This is a genomic window from Pseudomonas sp. B14-6, from assembly GCF_013260315.1.
In the GTDB taxonomy this organism is placed as follows: domain Bacteria; phylum Pseudomonadota; class Gammaproteobacteria; order Pseudomonadales; family Pseudomonadaceae; genus Aquipseudomonas; species Aquipseudomonas mandelii.
Map to the genome: position 1 here is coordinate 5842940 of NZ_CP053929.1, position 15222 is coordinate 5858161.

The 15222-nt window shown below is 59.0% G+C and carries 13 protein-coding genes and 2 pseudogenes; 13 read left to right on the forward strand and 2 right to left on the reverse strand.

The genetic code is table 11. From position 1 onward, the window contains the following. The first annotated feature begins 107 nt into the window (after window positions 1-107). The 10 genes from rpsP to HP062_RS26660 all read left to right on the forward strand — a co-directional run bounded on the left by rpsP (window position 108) and on the right by HP062_RS26660 (window position 8977). Window positions 108-359 (forward strand): 30S ribosomal protein S16, encoded by a 252-nt coding sequence (gene rpsP / locus HP062_RS26615; RefSeq protein ID WP_010463010.1) that lies wholly within the window; start codon window positions 108-110, stop codon window positions 357-359. 5 nt (window positions 360-364) lie between these two features. Continuing rightward, window positions 365-901 (forward strand): ribosome maturation factor RimM, encoded by a 537-nt coding sequence (rimM, locus tag HP062_RS26620; RefSeq protein ID WP_010463008.1) that lies wholly within the window; start codon window positions 365-367, stop codon window positions 899-901. Next, complete coding sequence (gene trmD, locus HP062_RS26625) at window positions 883-1656, forward strand: tRNA (guanosine(37)-N1)-methyltransferase TrmD (protein WP_154503229.1); 774 nt, start codon at window positions 883-885, stop codon at window positions 1654-1656. Before rimM ends, trmD begins: the two co-directional genes overlap by 19 nt. A gap of 45 nt (window positions 1657-1701) precedes the next feature. Further along, window positions 1702-2052, forward strand: a complete 351-nt coding sequence (gene rplS / locus HP062_RS26630; RefSeq protein WP_003175895.1) for a 50S ribosomal protein L19 — start codon at window positions 1702-1704, stop codon at window positions 2050-2052. A 99-nt stretch (window positions 2053-2151) separates the two neighbouring features. After that, window positions 2152-3048, forward strand: a complete 897-nt coding sequence (xerD, locus tag HP062_RS26635) for a site-specific tyrosine recombinase XerD (RefSeq protein WP_172792308.1) — start codon at window positions 2152-2154, stop codon at window positions 3046-3048. 314 nt (window positions 3049-3362) lie between these two features. After that, window positions 3363-4094, forward strand: coding sequence for a bifunctional protein-disulfide isomerase/oxidoreductase DsbC (gene dsbC, locus HP062_RS26640; RefSeq protein ID WP_010462985.1), 732 nt, complete (start codon window positions 3363-3365; stop codon window positions 4092-4094). A gap of 133 nt (window positions 4095-4227) precedes the next feature. Further along, entirely contained in the window at window positions 4228-5532 is a 1305-nt protein-coding gene (locus HP062_RS26645) for a homoserine dehydrogenase (RefSeq protein WP_010462982.1), read from the forward strand. 108 nt (window positions 5533-5640) lie between these two features. Beyond that, entirely contained in the window at window positions 5641-7050 is a 1410-nt protein-coding gene (gene thrC / locus HP062_RS26650) for a threonine synthase (protein ID WP_172792309.1), read from the forward strand. A gap of 121 nt (window positions 7051-7171) precedes the next feature. Continuing rightward, the gene (locus HP062_RS26655) at window positions 7172-8527 is read left to right on the forward strand and encodes a transporter substrate-binding domain-containing protein (protein ID WP_172792310.1); all 1356 of its coding nucleotides are present in this window, start codon (window positions 7172-7174) and stop codon (window positions 8525-8527) included. A gap of 162 nt (window positions 8528-8689) precedes the next feature. Next, complete coding sequence (locus HP062_RS26660; RefSeq protein ID WP_010462977.1) at window positions 8690-8977, forward strand: DUF3509 domain-containing protein; 288 nt, start codon at window positions 8690-8692, stop codon at window positions 8975-8977. Window positions 8978-9146: 169 nt separating this feature from the next. On the opposite strand, the gene HP062_RS26665 is transcribed toward HP062_RS26660, so the two are convergent. Together HP062_RS26665 and HP062_RS26670 are read right to left on the reverse strand one after the other, a co-directional pair. Next, the gene (locus HP062_RS26665; protein WP_172792311.1) at window positions 9147-10106 is read right to left on the reverse strand and encodes a TIGR02285 family protein; all 960 of its coding nucleotides are present in this window, start codon (window positions 10104-10106) and stop codon (window positions 9147-9149) included. Beyond that, window positions 10054-11252 (reverse strand): annotated as a pseudogene (locus tag HP062_RS26670) (CaiB/BaiF CoA transferase family protein). Before HP062_RS26670 ends, HP062_RS26665 begins: the two are co-directional and overlap by 53 nt. Before the next feature lie 147 nt (window positions 11253-11399). Here HP062_RS26670 and HP062_RS26675 point away from each other — a divergent pair. The 3 genes and pseudogenes from HP062_RS26675 to HP062_RS26685 all read left to right on the forward strand — a co-directional run bounded on the left by HP062_RS26675 (window position 11400) and on the right by HP062_RS26685 (window position 15091). Beyond that, complete coding sequence (locus HP062_RS26675; RefSeq protein ID WP_008151638.1) at window positions 11400-11942, forward strand: YaeQ family protein; 543 nt, start codon at window positions 11400-11402, stop codon at window positions 11940-11942. 66 nt (window positions 11943-12008) lie between these two features. After that, window positions 12009-13718: a single-stranded-DNA-specific exonuclease RecJ gene (recJ, locus tag HP062_RS26680; RefSeq protein ID WP_077748292.1), complete on the forward strand. Its 1710-nt coding sequence runs from the start codon at window positions 12009-12011 to the stop codon at window positions 13716-13718. A gap of 267 nt (window positions 13719-13985) precedes the next feature. Next, a pseudogene (locus tag HP062_RS26685) lies at window positions 13986-15091 on the forward strand (NADH:flavin oxidoreductase/NADH oxidase). Window positions 15092-15222 lie beyond the last annotated feature (131 nt).

Consider the following 15222-nt stretch of genomic DNA (forward strand, 5'->3'; position numbering starts at 1 on the left):
AAGACATTTGCAAAAGTCCGGATATTCCTTAGAATATGCGGCCTTTCGGGCACCTATGCCCGCTGTGCCTTTAGATTTGCAGCACCGACTACAGGAACGATGTTCACATGCTAACAATCCGTCTTGCCCTTGGCGGCTCCAAAAAGCGCCCGTTTTACCACTTGACCGTAACCGACAGCCGCAACCCGCGCGACGGTTCGCACAAGGAACAGGTTGGTTTCTTCAACCCTGTTGCTCGTGGTCAAGAAGTCCGTCTGTCCGTGAACCAAGAGCGCGTAGCCTACTGGCTGAGCGTTGGTGCACAACCTTCTGAGCGTGTTGCTCAGTTGTTGAAGGATGCATCTAAGGCTGCGGCCTGAGCAATATGAACGCGACGCCTGCCATTGCTGATGATTTGATCGTTATCGGCAAGATTTATTCTGTTCATGGCGTTCGCGGCGAAGTGAAGGTTTATTCCTTTACTGATCCGACTGAAAACCTGTTGCAGTACAAAACCTGGACGCTCAAGCGCGAAGGCAATGTGAAACAGGTCGAGCTGGTCAGCGGACGTGGGAACGACAAGTTCCTGGTCGCAAAGCTCAAGGGTCTTGATGATCGTGAAGAAGCTCGTCTTCTGGCCGGTTATGAGATCTGCGTGCCGCGCAACCTGTTCCCTGAATTGACCGACGGCGAGTACTACTGGTACCAGCTGGAAGGTCTGAAGGTTATTGATCAACTCGGGCAATTGCTCGGGAAAATCGATCATCTTCTGGAAACCGGCGCCAATGATGTAATGGTGGTCAAGCCTTGCGCTGGCAGCCTGGATGATCGCGAACGCCTGTTGCCCTATACGGAGCAATGCGTGTTGGCCGTTGACCTTGCCGCAGGCGAGATGAAGGTGGAATGGGATGCGGACTTCTAAGCGTGGCTAACTTGCGCGTAGAAGTGATCAGTTTGTTTCCCGAGATGTTCTCCGCCATCAGCGAGTACGGCATCACCAGTCGTGCGGTGAAACAGGGGCTGTTGCAGCTCACCTGTTGGAATCCGCGAGACTACACGACGGATCGGCATCACACTGTGGACGATCGCCCATTTGGCGGTGGTCCGGGCATGGTGATGAAGATCAAGCCCCTGGAAGATGCTCTGGTTCAGGCCAAGGCAGCAGCCGGGGAGGCGGCGAAGGTGATTTACCTGTCCCCCCAAGGCCGTCAACTGACTCAGTCGGCGGTACGCGAGTTGGCGAATCTGGATGCATTGATCCTGATTGCCGGCCGCTATGAAGGCATTGACGAGCGTTTTATTGAAGCTCATGTCGATGAAGAGTGGTCGATTGGCGACTATGTACTGTCTGGCGGCGAGCTGCCGGCGATGGTCCTGATCGATGCGGTTACACGACTGCTGCCTGGAGCTTTAGGGCATGCGGACTCCGCCGAGGAAGATTCCTTTACGGATGGTTTGCTGGATTGCCCGCACTACACCCGACCGGAGGTGTATGCGGATCAGCGTGTTCCCGACGTGTTGCTAAGTGGCAATCACGCGCATATCCGGCGTTGGCGTTTACAGCAGTCCCTTGGTAGGACCTTTGAACGACGCGCCGATCTTCTGGAAAGCCGCTCGCTTTCTGGAGAAGAGAAGAAGCTGCTCGAGGAATACATCCGCGAGCGGGACGATAGTTAACAACGTATCGATGGTAGATCCGACGATCTACCTTAGGAGCACAGCATGACTAACAAAATCATCCTTGCACTCGAAGCAGAGCAGATGACCAAAGAGATCCCTACCTTTGCCCCGGGCGACACCATTGTCGTTCAGGTGAAAGTGAAGGAAGGCGACCGTTCGCGTCTGCAAGCGTTCGAAGGTGTTGTTATCGCCAAGCGTAACCGCGGCGTAAACAGTGCTTTCACCGTTCGTAAAATCTCCAACGGTGTTGGCGTAGAGCGTACTTTCCAGACCTACAGCCCGCAAATCGACAGCATGGCCGTTAAACGTCGCGGTGACGTACGTAAAGCCAAGCTGTACTACCTGCGTGACCTGTCCGGTAAAGCAGCTCGCATCAAGGAAAAACTGGCTTAAGTCCAGCTTCCGATGCAGAAAAAAGCAGCCTACGGGCTGCTTTTTTGTTGCCTGCGATTTATCTTTCGTGACCGTACTGTCGGTCTTGCCTGAGCTTATATGCCCGCCATCGATCATTCATTGATAGACCAATTTCTCGACGCTCTGTGGCTGGAAAAAGGTCTTTCCGATAACACTCGCGATGCCTATCGCAGCGACCTGGCCTTGTTCAATGGCTGGTTGCAGGAAAAGGGTCTGGAGCTGATCAGCGCCGGCCGCGAGTTGATCCTCGATCACCTGGCCTGGCGTCTGGAACAAAACTACAAACCCCGTTCGACGGCGCGATTCCTCTCCGGTGTGCGTGGGTTTTATCGTTATCTACTCAGGGAAAAGCTGATCGCGGTCGATCCGACCTTGCGCGTCGATATGCCCCAACTCGGTAGGCCTTTGCCTAAGTCTCTGTCGGAAGCAGACGTGGAAGCGCTGCTGAAGGCGCCGGACTTGAGCGAAGCTATCGGTCAGCGGGACCGTGCCATGCTCGAAGTCCTTTACGCGTGCGGCTTGCGGGTGACGGAGTTGATCAGCCTGACGCTGGAGCAGGTCAATCTGCGTCAAGGCGTGCTGCGGGTCATGGGCAAAGGCAGCAAGGAGCGCCTGGTTCCGATGGGCGAGGAGGCGATTGTCTGGGTCGAGCGATACATGCGCGATGGCCGCCAGGAACTGCTCGGCGGGCGTCCCAGCGATGTCATGTTCCCCAGCCAACGCGGTGAGCAGATGACTCGCCAGACCTTCTGGCATCGCATCAAGCACCAGGCCAAGGTCGCCGGGATCGGCAAGTCGCTGTCGCCGCATACCTTGCGCCATGCGTTCGCCACGCACCTGCTCAACCACGGCGCGGACCTTCGGGTGGTGCAAATGCTGCTCGGCCACAGCGACCTTTCGACCACCCAGATCTATACCCACGTCGCCCGCGCACGCTTGCAGGACTTGCACGCCAAACACCACCCGCGCGGCTGACGGATGGAACAAATCACCGGTGGCGAGGGCGCTTGCTCCCGCTGGGGCGCGAAGCGATCCCAAAACTATGGACCACGGCTAATCAGGAAAATCGAGGTGCCTGTCTTACGACTGCTGCGCAGTCGAGCGGGAGCAAGCTCCCTCGCCACAACACGTGTTATCAGATACGCACCATTATGTGTGTTGCGTCAGGCGCATTCGGCCACAGGAGCCTTATGTGGTAGGCTTTGCCGGTTTGCACGATGGGCGGTTATGACCCGGTGTTTCGGCACGGGCGTTCTGATCGTCCCATTTGTCCGCCTTCAGGAGTTCTCATGCGTCTGACCCAGATTTTCGCCGCCGCAGCCATTGCGTTGGTCAGTACCTTTGCCGTCGCCGATGACGCGGCCGACAAAGCCATTCGTAAAAGCCTGGAAAATCTCCAGCTGGAAGTACCGGTAGAAAGCATCTCCGCCAGTCCGTTGCCGGGCCTGTATGAAGTCAAACTGCAAGGCAGCCGCGTGCTTTACGCCAGCGCCGACGGCCAATACGTGGTGCAGGGCTACCTGTTCCAGCTCAAGGACGGCAAGCCGGTCAACCTGACCGAGAAGACCGAACGCCTGGGCGTGTCCAAACTGGTCAACGCCATCCCGGTTGCAGAAACCGTGGTCTACCCGGCGATCGGCGAAACCAAATCGCACATCACCGTGTTCACCGACACCACCTGCCCGTACTGCCACAAACTGCACGCCGAAGTGCCTGAGCTGAACAAGCGCGGCATCGAAGTGCGTTACGTCGCGTTCCCGCGCCAGGGCCTGGGCTCGCCGGGTGACGAACAGTTGCAAGCGGTCTGGTGCTCGAAAGACAAGAAAGCTGCCATGGACAAAATGGTCGACGGCAAGGAAATCAAGGCCGCCAAGTGTGATAACCCGGTTTCCAAGCAGTTCGCCCTCGGTCAGTCGATCGGCGTCAACGGCACACCGGCCATCGTTTTGGCTGACGGTCAGGTCATTCCGGGCTACCAGCCTGCGCCACAAGTCGCCAAACTGGCGCTGGGCGCGAAATAATTCGCATCGTCACGGCCAGCCTTTGACGATCATGGTCCGGCGGTACCATTTGCCGGGCCATTAATAGAGAGCCGCGAGCATGCGGCTGTTTTCACGGCCGGCCTTGAGTCGGCCGTTTTATGGGGAGTTCACAGTGAAACCGGTCAAAGTAGGCATCTGTGGGTTAGGGACCGTCGGTGGCGGTACCTTCAACGTACTTCAGCGTAACGCCGAGGAAATTGCTCGTCGTGCCGGGCGTGGAATCGAAGTGGCACAAATTGCCATGCGCACGCCAAAGCCTCAGTTCCAAACGACCGGTATTGCGATTACCAACGATGTCTTCGAAGTGGCCACGAACCCTGAGATCGACATCGTTATAGAGCTGATGGGCGGCTACACCGTTGCCCGCGAGCTGGTACTCAAGGCCATCGAGAATGGCAAGCATGTGGTCACCGCGAACAAGGCACTGATCGCCGTTCACGGTAATGAGATTTTCGCCAAGGCACGTGAGAAAGGCGTGATCGTGGCGTTCGAAGCGGCTGTGGCCGGTGGCATTCCGGTGATCAAGGCGATCCGTGAAGGCCTGTCCGCCAACCGCATCAACTGGGTCGCCGGGATCATCAACGGCACCGGCAACTTCATCCTCACCGAAATGCGCGAGAAGGGTCGCACCTTCGAAGACGTACTCGCCGAGGCGCAAGCCCTGGGTTACGCCGAAGCCGATCCGACCTTCGACGTTGAAGGCATCGATGCGGCCCACAAGCTGACGATCCTGGCCTCCATCGCCTTCGGCATCCCGCTGCAGTTCGACAAGGCTTACACCGAAGGCATCACCAAGCTGACCACCGCTGACGTGAACTACGCCGAAGCGCTGGGTTATCGCATCAAGCACCTCGGCGTCGCCCGTAGCACCGCGTCCGGTATCGAGTTGCGCGTGCACCCCACGTTGATCCCGGCCGATCGCCTGATCGCCAACGTCAACGGCGTGATGAACGCGGTGATGGTCAACGGTGATGCGGCCGGTTCGACCCTGTTCTACGGCGCGGGCGCCGGCATGGAGCCGACGGCTTCGTCGGTGATCGCCGACCTGGTGGACGTGGTTCGCGCCATGACCTCCGACCCGGAAAACCGTGTGCCGCACCTGGCCTTCCAGCCGGATTCGTTGTCGGCGCACCCGATCCTGCCGATCGAAGCGTGCGAAAGTGCTTACTACCTGCGCATTCAGGCGAAAGACCATCCGGGCGTACTGGCCCAGGTCGCGAGCATTCTGTCGGAGCGTGGCATCAACATCGAATCGATCATGCAGAAAGAAGTCGAAGAGCATGACGGTCTGGTGCCGATGATCCTGCTGACTCACCGTGTGCTGGAACAGCACATGAACGACGCGATCGCCGCGCTGGAAGCCCTGGCAGGCGTGGTCGGTCCGGTCGTCCGGATCCGCGTCGAGCATCTGAACTAAACAAAAGCAGCGGCAAGCTGCGAGCTTCAGCGACAAGTCAAAGGCACTCTGGCTTTTACTTGCCGCTTGTAGCTTGAGACTTGAAGCTCAAACCAAAGGTTTGCCCCTATGCGTTATATCAGTACCCGCGGCCAGGCACCGGCCCTGAATTTCGAAGATGTCCTGCTGGCCGGTCTTGCCACCGACGGTGGTCTGTACGTCCCGGAAAACCTGCCACGTTTCACCCAGGAAGAAATCGCTTCCTGGGCTGGCTTGCCGTATCACGAGCTGGCCTTCCGGGTGATGCGCCCGTTCGTTACCGGCAGCATCCCTGATGCCGATTTCAAAAAGGTCCTTGAAGAAACCTACGGTGTGTTTTCGCACAGCGCCGTGGCACCGTTGCGTCAGCTGAATGGCAACGAATGGGTGCTCGAGCTGTTCCACGGCCCGACCCTGGCGTTCAAAGACTTCGCCCTGCAACTGCTCGGTCGTCTGCTCGACTACGTGCTGGAAAAACGCGGCGAGCGCGTCGTCATCGTCGGCGCGACCTCCGGTGACACCGGTTCGGCCGCCATCGAAGGCTGCAAGCACTGCGAAAACGTCGACATCTTCATCCTGCACCCGCATAACCGCGTGTCCGAAGTGCAGCGTCGCCAGATGACCACCATCTTCGGCGAGAACATCCATAACATCGCCATCGAAGGCAACTTCGATGACTGCCAGGAAATGGTCAAGGCCAGCTTCGCTGACCAGAGCTTCCTCAAGGGCACGCGTCTGGTGGCGGTGAACTCGATCAACTGGGCGCGGATCATGGCCCAGATCGTTTACTACTTCCACGCAGCCCTGCAGTTGGGCGGCCCGGCGCGCTCGGTATCGTTCTCGGTGCCGACCGGCAACTTCGGCGACATCTTCGCCGGTTACCTGGCACGCAACATGGGCCTGCCGATCAACCAGTTGATCGTCGCCACCAACCGCAATGACATCCTGCACCGCTTCATGAGCGGTAACCAGTACGTCAAGGAAACCCTGCACGCCACGTTGTCGCCGTCGATGGACATCATGGTGTCGTCGAACTTCGAGCGTCTGCTGTTCGATCTGCACGGTCGCAACGGCGCAGCGATTGCCGGTTTGATGGACAGCTTCAAGCAGGGCGGCGGTTTCAGCGTCGAACAGGAACGCTGGACCGAAGCCCGCAAATTGTTCGATTCCCTGGCCGTGGATGACGCGCAAACCTGCGAAACCATTGCCGAAGTCTACGAGCAAACCGGCGAACTGCTGGATCCGCACACCGCCATCGGCGTGAAGGCCGCGCGCGAATGCCGTCGTAGCCTGGATATTCCAATGGTGATCCTCGGCACGGCCCATCCGGTCAAATTCCCGGATGCAGTGGAGAAAGCCGGCGTAGGAAAAGCGCTTGAACTACCTGCACATCTTTCTGATTTGTTCGAGCGAAATGAGCGTTGCACCGTGTTGCCGAATGATTTGAAAGCCGTGCAGGCCTTTGTCAGTCAGCATGGCAACCGCGGCAAGCCGCTGTAACCACTCAAAGCTGTCACATTTTGAAGCCCGTCTCCTGACGGGCTTTCTCATTTCTGCATGCCACACTTGTCGTGTTTTCGCCCCAGAAAGGATGGGCGAGTTGATTGCGAAGGAAGTGGTAATGCGGTTTTTCAGAGGGTTCAAACCAGCCGTGTGCTGGATGTTTTTGATCGGCGTCCTGGGCTTGGATCAAGCAGGGACGGCCGCGCAATTGGCGACGCCCGAGTCCAGGGGGGCGGGCGTCGGCGCAATCATCGAACTGGATGCTCAGGAACTGAGGTGGGTTGCCGAGCATCCGCAAGTCATCGTCTCGTCGGTGCAATACCCGCTTTATCTGTTCAAGGATGAACACGGTCAGTGGAGCGGTCTGAACAACGATCTGCTCAATCGCATCAGTGCCATGACGGGTTTGCAGTTTGTTCACGAGGAGTCGTTTTCCACCGACCAACTGCTCGGGCGTCTGGAAAGTGCCGAGGCGGACATGAGCACAACGCTGGCGATGAATGACGAGCGTAAGGTGTTCCTGGATTTCAGTCATGCGTTCGGTGGCGCTGGATGGGTGTTTGTCGGACGGGCAGACGCACCGGTCGTGCACTCCCTGGCGCAGTTGGCGAAAAGAGTGCTGGTGTTGCCGGCCCGGCACGCACTCGAAGGCACGATTCGCCGCGACTACCCGGCGATAGAGTTGCGCACGGTCAAGACTTACGCCGAGGCCAGGGCGCTGGTTGAAAGTGGTGAAGCCTTTGCCACCATCGAAAATGAAATCGGGGCGCAGCTCTATCCGTTGGGGCAACTCAAGGTCGGTCGCGCCGTGGAGGGCAAGTGGGAGGCTGATCACCTCGCGGTACGCAAAGGCCAGTCGCCGCTGCTGAGCATTCTCAACAAGGCGCTTGAGGCCTTTCCTGCGGCCGACTTGCGGGCCATTCGCCTGAAATGGCTCAGCGGTATCGCGCCCGTCGAGTCGCCTTCTCGCTGGCGGCAGCTGACTCACTGGTTTTGCTGGGGCATGTTTATCGTCAGCCTGTTCGGTCTGCTTTCCTTGCTCTGGAATCGCAGGCTCGCGGCACTGATCAAGCAGCGCGCAGACGCTGAGAAGGGGCTGGGCGATCAGCTTGCGTTCCAGCATGCGTTGATCGACGCCATGCCCGATCCGATGTTTGTTCGTGATCTGCAAGGGCGTTTGATCATGTGCAACAAAAGTTATGAGGAGAGCCTCTGCACCCGTTTTGACCAGGTTCAAGGGCGACGGCTGGTTGAGCTCGATGTCCTGCCGGCGGAAACCGCAGCGCTGCTGCATGCCGAGTTCATGGCGCAGATGGAGACTCGAAAGCCACGCTTCAGTGAACGTCAATTGCTGTTCAACAACGGGGTCAGGGACATCTACCAATGGACGGTGCCGTTCTACAGCGTCGACGGCCAATTGCGAGGGTTGCTGGGGGGATGGACTGATATCGGTCACCGGACAAGGCACCTGTGAACAGGCTGTTTTTTCCCTGTCATCTTTTCCGTGCATGCTCTATCGACCAGGGACGCCGACGCGTCTGCACCTGGAATCCAGAACTTTCTTCTCGGGTCGGTGGTCATTTACTGTGAACACACCCCAGGCACTTTGTTTTCGGACTATTGAGTGGTGATCGAGATGGAAAGTATCAGTCTATTGCTCGGTGAGGCTCTGAGCCCGTATCAGGTCAAGCTGACCCCGTCGGGCGCCCATGGCGAATGCCTGGTGACACTGAAGAATGCGACCGGCGCGATCGTGGTCGAACGGGCGTTCAATCAAGCCCAGTTAACCGATTACCGTCTGCTGACGGATGTCGTCGACGGCTTGCACCGCGACGTGCTGATTGCCGAAGGACGGCTGGAACCCTGCGTCATCGCGGCGCTGCGCAATGCGGCTCAGGATAAGGTCCTGGCCAGTCGAAATTGAATTGTTCTTTTGTGGGAACCTTCCTGCGCTCAGGTCGTCAGACCATGTAACAGCAGGATCAAGCATTGTGCTCCGGTGCTTGTAGCTTGCTGCCACTGGTCTTTATGTAGGCCACGTTTAACCCCGAGTCGTCTCCCCACTTCTCGGGGTTTCTTTTGCCTGCGATTTGTCATTGCCCGGCCTGATTCTCGAAAAAGGCTTTGGCTTCTTTCAGGTAGTCGTTGCGTCTTTCGGGGTCCAGCCACTCAGCGTACAGCTGGTCCAGTCGCTCATGGGGCAGGGTGCGTAACAGTTCATTGATCTCTTGGATGGCCTTGCGGCCCTGGACTGTACCGGAGCAGCCAATGTGCCCCGACAGGTATTTGCCCGTGCCCTTCACCGGGTAAAATTCCAGCTGATCGTCGGCGATGTGCTCTCGATTAGCCTGATAGCGAATTTCCGGCCAGTACCCCAGAACCATTTGCAAACGGCCCAGGCGCTGCATCTGCAACAGACTGGCAAGGGCATCGTTGCCGTAATGGGGAGCCAGTGCGTCCGGTGGCGCCAGTTTCAGCAGCGTGTCGAGGACTTGGCCGTAACTGCGCTCGGCGACGACCCCGATTTTCTTTTGGCCACTGGCCAGCAGAGCCGCAAGATCGACTTCGCCGTCGATCAGAAAAGGATCCAGCTGCGCGCGGTCTTCCCGGCGGACGACAAGTCCATTGCTCACCGCGCGGAAGGCCGGAATGGAGAACGCAATCCATTGTTCGCGCTCTTTGGTCCAGACCAGTGACGGATCGCAGGTAAACGATTCTTCGCGGAGCATTTGCATGGCGCGGGCCCGGTTGACTCGCATCAGGGTGTGCTCGTATTGCGGCATCCCGGCTATCAACAGCGGCAGGATCTGATCGACAATCCCCTGACCTTTTTTCGGACCTTCAAAGATCATCGTGGGTGGCAAGTCGCGGAGTAACCAGATCAGCGTCGATTTGGGTTGTGCCCAAACGGGTGTCGCCAGCGCGGCCAATAGCCCCAATACCGCCGCTGTACGCCAGTTGCGGGTGTTGTGAGTGGCTGTTGAAAGCAGGCGTTTCAGCTTAGATGGCCCCGTCTTCGCGCAGCTTGGCAATCTGTTGCGGGTCGTAACCAAGATCGTTGAGTACCTGCGCGTTGTGCTCGCCTAACTGCGGCCCGACCCATGCGCAATCGCCGGGTGTCTCAGAGAGTTTCGGCACAATCCCCGGCATCTTGAAGTCTTTGCCGTCCGGCAGCTTGGCCTGCATGAACATTTCCCGGGCCAGATACTGCGGATCACTGAACATGTCTTCGGCGCTGAAGATCCGACTGACAGGCACATCGGCCTGATTCAGCTGCGTGAGCACGGTGTCCAGCGGCTGCGAATTGACCCAGCGATCGATCACCCCGTAAATCTCGTCACGGCGGCTGTCGCGGCCATCGTTGCTGGCCAGCACCGGGTCGTTGGCCAGGTCTTCGCGACCGATGACCAGCATGAAGCGTTTGAAGATTGCATCGCCATTGGCGCCTATCTGCACATGCTTGCCGTCGGCGCTGGTGTGGATCGAGGAGGGCGTGATGCCTGGCATGATGTTGCCGGTGCGCTCGCGAATGAAACCGAACACATCGAACTCCGGCACCATGCTTTCCATCATGGCGAAGATTGCTTCATACAGGGCCACGTCCACCACCTGGCCCTGGCCACCGTTGACCTCGCGGTGACGCAACGCCATCAGTGCGCCAATCACGCCCCATAGCGCGGCAATCGAGTCACCGATGGAAATCCCGGTGCGCACCGGTGGCCGGTCTTCGAAACCGGTGATGTAGCGCAGGCCGCCCATGGATTCACCAACGGCGCCAAAACCGGGTTGATCCTTCATCGGCCCGGTCTGGCCAAAGCCCGACAGCCGTACCATCACCAGTTTCGGGTTGAGGGCGTGCAAGACGTCCCAGCCCAGGCCGAGTTTTTCCAACACGCCCGGGCGAAAATTCTCGATCAGGATGTCCGCTTCGCCCAGCAGCTTTTTCAGGATTGCCAGGCCGTCAGGGTGTTTCAGGTTCAGGGTCAGGGACTTTTGTTGCGGGCCTGGACGAACCACCACAGCGAGGTGCCTTCGTAGAGTTTTCGCCATTTGCGCAGCGGATCGCCGCCGTCGGGGGATTCGATCTTGATCACTTCGGCGCCGAATTCACCGCAAATACGCGAGGCAAACGGGCCGGCGATCAAGGTGCCCAATTCGATGACTTTCAGACCTGAGAGCGGTTTGGCGGTGAGCGGCATGCTGGATCCTGTAGGACAAAGGCTGAGCGGATATAGCCTTTTAACATAGCCCAACGTCAGACGACCAAGGTTGATCGCCTTCTATTCGTTGATTGCCTACTGCATCGGTTAGACTTGCCGCCTTTCCTCGTATCAAGAAGCCCGTTCATGGCCCAGCCGTCCACGACCTACAAGTTTGAACTGAACCTCACCGACCTCGACCGCAGCGTCTACGAGAGCGTGAAGCAGACCATCGCCCGTCACCCTTCGGAAACCGAAGAGCGCATGACCGTGCGGCTGCTGGCCTACGCCTTCTGGTACAACGAGCAACTGTCGTTCGGTCGCGGTCTGTCAGACGTGGATGAACCGGCCCTGTGGGAAAAGAGCCTGGACGACCGTGTCCTGCACTGGATCGAAGTCGGCCAGCCGGACGCCGATCGCCTGACCTGGTGCTCGCGCCGTACCGAGCGCACCAGCCTGTTGGCTTACGGCAGTCTGCGCGTCTGGGAAACCAAAGTGATCCCCGCGATCAAGAACCTGAAAAACGTGCACATCGCAGCCGTGCCTCAGGACGTCCTGGAAACCCTGGCCAAAGACATGCCCCGCGTTATCAAGTGGGACGTGATGATCAGCGAAGGGACGATTTTCGTCACCGACGACCGGGGTCAGCATGAAGTCCAGTTGCAGTGGCTGAGCGGCGAGCGCGGCTGATTTTTCGCCGTTTGTCCGTTTGATCCGGTTTTATCCTACGTATTCAAGAGAAGCACCTGTCACCCCATGCGCATCGAACCTCGCCTGTTGCCCGACACCCTGCCATTCCTCGGCGATCTGCCGCCGCTGCTGACGCGTCTTTACGCGGCGCGTGGCGTGCAATCCGAGGCGGAACTGGACAAGAGCCTGGCGCGGTTGATCCCGTTCCAGCAGCTCAAGGGCATGGATGCGGCGGTGGATTTGCTGGTCACGGCGTTGGAACAGCGCCAGCGGATTCTGATTGTCGGCGACTTCGACGCCGATGGCGCGACCGCCAGTACCGTGGGCGTGTTGGGTTTGCGGCTGCTGGGCGCGGCACATGTCGATTATCTGGTGCCGAACCGCTTCGAGTATGGCTATGGCCTGACCCCGGAAATCGTTGAGGTGGCGCTGACGCGCACGCCGCAGTTGCTGATTACGGTGGACAACGGCATCTCCAGCGTCGAAGGCGTGGCGGCAGCGAAAAAGGCAGGCCTGAGCGTGCTGGTCACGGACCACCACTTGCCCGGCGACGAACTGCCGTTGGCCGATGCCATCGTCAATCCGAACCAGCCGGGTTGCGAATTTCCGAGCAAGGCACTGGCCGGCGTCGGGGTGATTTTCTATGTATTGATGGCCCTGCGCGCACGCTTGCGTAGCCTCGGTTGGTACGCGAGCACGCCGCAGCCGAACATTGGCGAGCTGCTGGACCTGGTGGCGCTGGGCAGCGTCGCCGACGTGGTGCCGCTGGATGCCAACAATCGGATTCTGGTGCACCAGGGCCTGGAGCGGATTCGCGCCGGCCGCGCCCGTCCGGGCATCAAGGCGATTCTCGAAGTCGCCAAGCGCGAACCGGCACGCATCACCTCGACCGACCTGGGCTTCATTGTCGGTCCGCGCCTGAATGCGGCGGGGCGCCTGGATGACATGAGCCTGGGCATCGAATGCCTGATCACCGACGACGCCGGGTTGGCGCGGGAAATGGCCGTGCAGCTCGACGGCATGAACCAGGACCGCAAATCCATCGAGCAGGGCATGCAGCGTGAAGCGCTGGCTCAGCTCAAGGATTTGCCGGTCGAATCGATGCCGTTTGGCCTGTGCCTGTTTGATCCCGAGTGGCACCAGGGCGTCATCGGCATCCTCGCTTCGCGTATGAAAGAGCGCTATTTCCGTCCGACCATTGCCTTTGCCGATGCTGGCGATGGTTTGCTCAAAGGGTCGGGGCGTTCGGTTCAGGGCTTTCATATTCGTGACGCCTTGAGTGTGGTGGCCGCGCAGCATCCGAACCTGATCAGCAAGTACGGCGGCCACGCCATGGCGGCCGGTCTGACCTTGCCGGAAGCAAATTTTCCGTTGTTCGCCGAGGCCTTTGACGCTGAAGTGCGCCGGCAATTGCGCGAAGAAGACCTGACCGGGCGTCTGCTGTCGGACGGGGTTTTGGCGGTCGAAGAATTCCATCTCGAACTGGCCCGTGCGCTACGCCATGCCGGGCCTTGGGGGCAGCACTTCCCTGAGCCTTTGTTTCATGGCGTGTTTCAGTTGGTTGAGCAGCGCGTCGTCGGCGAGCGACACCTCAAAGTGGTGCTCAGAAGCGAATGTGGCTCGGTGAAGCTCGATGGCATTGCCTTCGGCATCGACCGCGACATTTGGCCGAATCCGACCATCAAGTGGGTGGAATTGGCCTACAAACTCGACCTCAACGAGTTTCGCGGGAACGAGACGGTGCAGCTGATGATTGCCCACATCGAACCGCGTTGAGCCCTTCGCGAGCAGGCTCACTCCTACAGGATTTGCACAAACCCTGTAGGAGCGAGCCTGCTCATGAAAGCGATCTTTCTGACACCGAATCCCTCGGAACCCTCCCTCATCCCCCGATGTCGACTAGGCTCTAAGCACTGCTTGATTATCCTTGTGACGTCTTGTCCAATTTTTGCCCGCGGGGGCGGGTGCTGCGCCTTTTTCCTGTCACTCGTCGACTTTTCAAACAGAACCCTGGAGCCTGCCCACTGATTCGAGAGGTGCCCCATGAGTCTGCTGCTTGAACCCTATACCCTTCGTCAATTGACCCTGCTCAACCGCATTGCCGTATCACCGATGTGCCAGTACTCCAGCGTCGATGGGCTGGCCAATGACTGGCACTTGGTCCACCTCGGCAGCCGCGCCGTCGGCGGGGCCGGCCTGATTTTTACTGAAGCCACGGCGGTCACGGCCGACGGGCGCATCACCGCCGAGGACCTCGGCTTGTGGAATGACGAACAAATCGAACCCCTGCAACGCATCACGCGCTTCATCGCCGCTCAGGGCGCGGTGGCCGGTATTCAACTGGCGCACGCCGGGCGCAAAGCCAGCACCCATCGGCCGTGGATCGGCAAACATGGCAGCGTCAAACCCGAAGACGGCGGCTGGGTGCCGGTAGGGCCGTCGCCGATTGCTTTCGACCCGCAGCACACACATCCCAAGCAGCTGGATGAAAGCGAGATTGCTGAGGTCATTCAGGCCTTTGTCGCCTCAGCCAAGCGAGCGCTGACTGCCGGTTTCAAAGTGGTCGAAGTCCATGCCGCTCACGGTTACCTGCTGCATCAGTTTCTTTCGCCACTGAGCAATCAGCGACGCGATCAATATGGTGGCTCGTTCGAGAACCGGATTCGGCTGGTGCTGCAAGTCACCGAAGCGGTACGTGCGGTCTGGCCTGAGGAGTTGCCGGTGTTTGTGCGAGTGTCGGCCACCGATTGGGTGGAAGATGGCTGGAACCCTGATGAAACAGTGGAGTTGGCGCGGCGCCTGAAAGATCTGGGTGTGGACCTGATTGACGTCTCGTCGGGGGGACGGCGGCCAACGCCGAAATTCCTACAGGGCCGGGTTACCAGACCCGCTTTGCCGAACGGGTGCGCAAGGAGTCAGGCATCGCCACCGGCACGGTCGGAATGATTACCGAACCGGCCCAGGCCGAACACATCTTGCGCACCTGCCAGGCGGACATCATCTTCCTTGCGCGGGAACTGTTGCGTGATCCGTATTGGCCGCTGCATGCCGATGATGATCTGGGCGGTCGCAAGGCGATCTGGCCGGCGCAGTATCAGCGGGCGACCCATCGGGATCAGCCGATTCATGAGTCGGATTTGCGCGACTGAATTCGGCTGTAAAAGCAAAAAGCCCCGATCGCTGTGATCGGGGCTTTTGTGTTTCTGGGCCGGGATTTTTGTAAGTCTGGACCGGCCCCTTCGCGAGCAGGCTCGCTCCCACACTGGAGCTCCATGGAACA

What these genes read in the sequence shown, in the direction of transcription:
- HP062_RS26660 (WP_010462977.1), top strand. Translation starts at nt 8,690, where the DNA reads ATGGAAAGTATCAGTCTATTGCTCGGTGAGGCTCTGAGCCCGTATCAG.
- recJ (WP_077748292.1), top strand. Translation starts at nt 12,009, where the DNA reads ATGCGCATCGAACCTCGCCTGTTGCCCGACACCCTGCCATTCCTCGGC.
- trmD (WP_154503229.1), top strand. Translation starts at nt 883, where the DNA reads ATGGGATGCGGACTTCTAAGCGTGGCTAACTTGCGCGTAGAAGTGATC.
- rimM (WP_010463008.1), top strand. Translation starts at nt 365, where the DNA reads ATGAACGCGACGCCTGCCATTGCTGATGATTTGATCGTTATCGGCAAG.
- HP062_RS26655 (WP_172792310.1), top strand. Translation starts at nt 7,172, where the DNA reads ATGCGGTTTTTCAGAGGGTTCAAACCAGCCGTGTGCTGGATGTTTTTG.
- xerD (WP_172792308.1), top strand. Translation starts at nt 2,152, where the DNA reads ATGCCCGCCATCGATCATTCATTGATAGACCAATTTCTCGACGCTCTG.
- thrC (WP_172792309.1), top strand. Translation starts at nt 5,641, where the DNA reads ATGCGTTATATCAGTACCCGCGGCCAGGCACCGGCCCTGAATTTCGAA.
- dsbC (WP_010462985.1), top strand. Translation starts at nt 3,363, where the DNA reads ATGCGTCTGACCCAGATTTTCGCCGCCGCAGCCATTGCGTTGGTCAGT.
- rpsP (WP_010463010.1), top strand. Translation starts at nt 108, where the DNA reads ATGCTAACAATCCGTCTTGCCCTTGGCGGCTCCAAAAAGCGCCCGTTT.
- HP062_RS26675 (WP_008151638.1), top strand. Translation starts at nt 11,400, where the DNA reads ATGGCCCAGCCGTCCACGACCTACAAGTTTGAACTGAACCTCACCGAC.
- rplS (WP_003175895.1), top strand. Translation starts at nt 1,702, where the DNA reads ATGACTAACAAAATCATCCTTGCACTCGAAGCAGAGCAGATGACCAAA.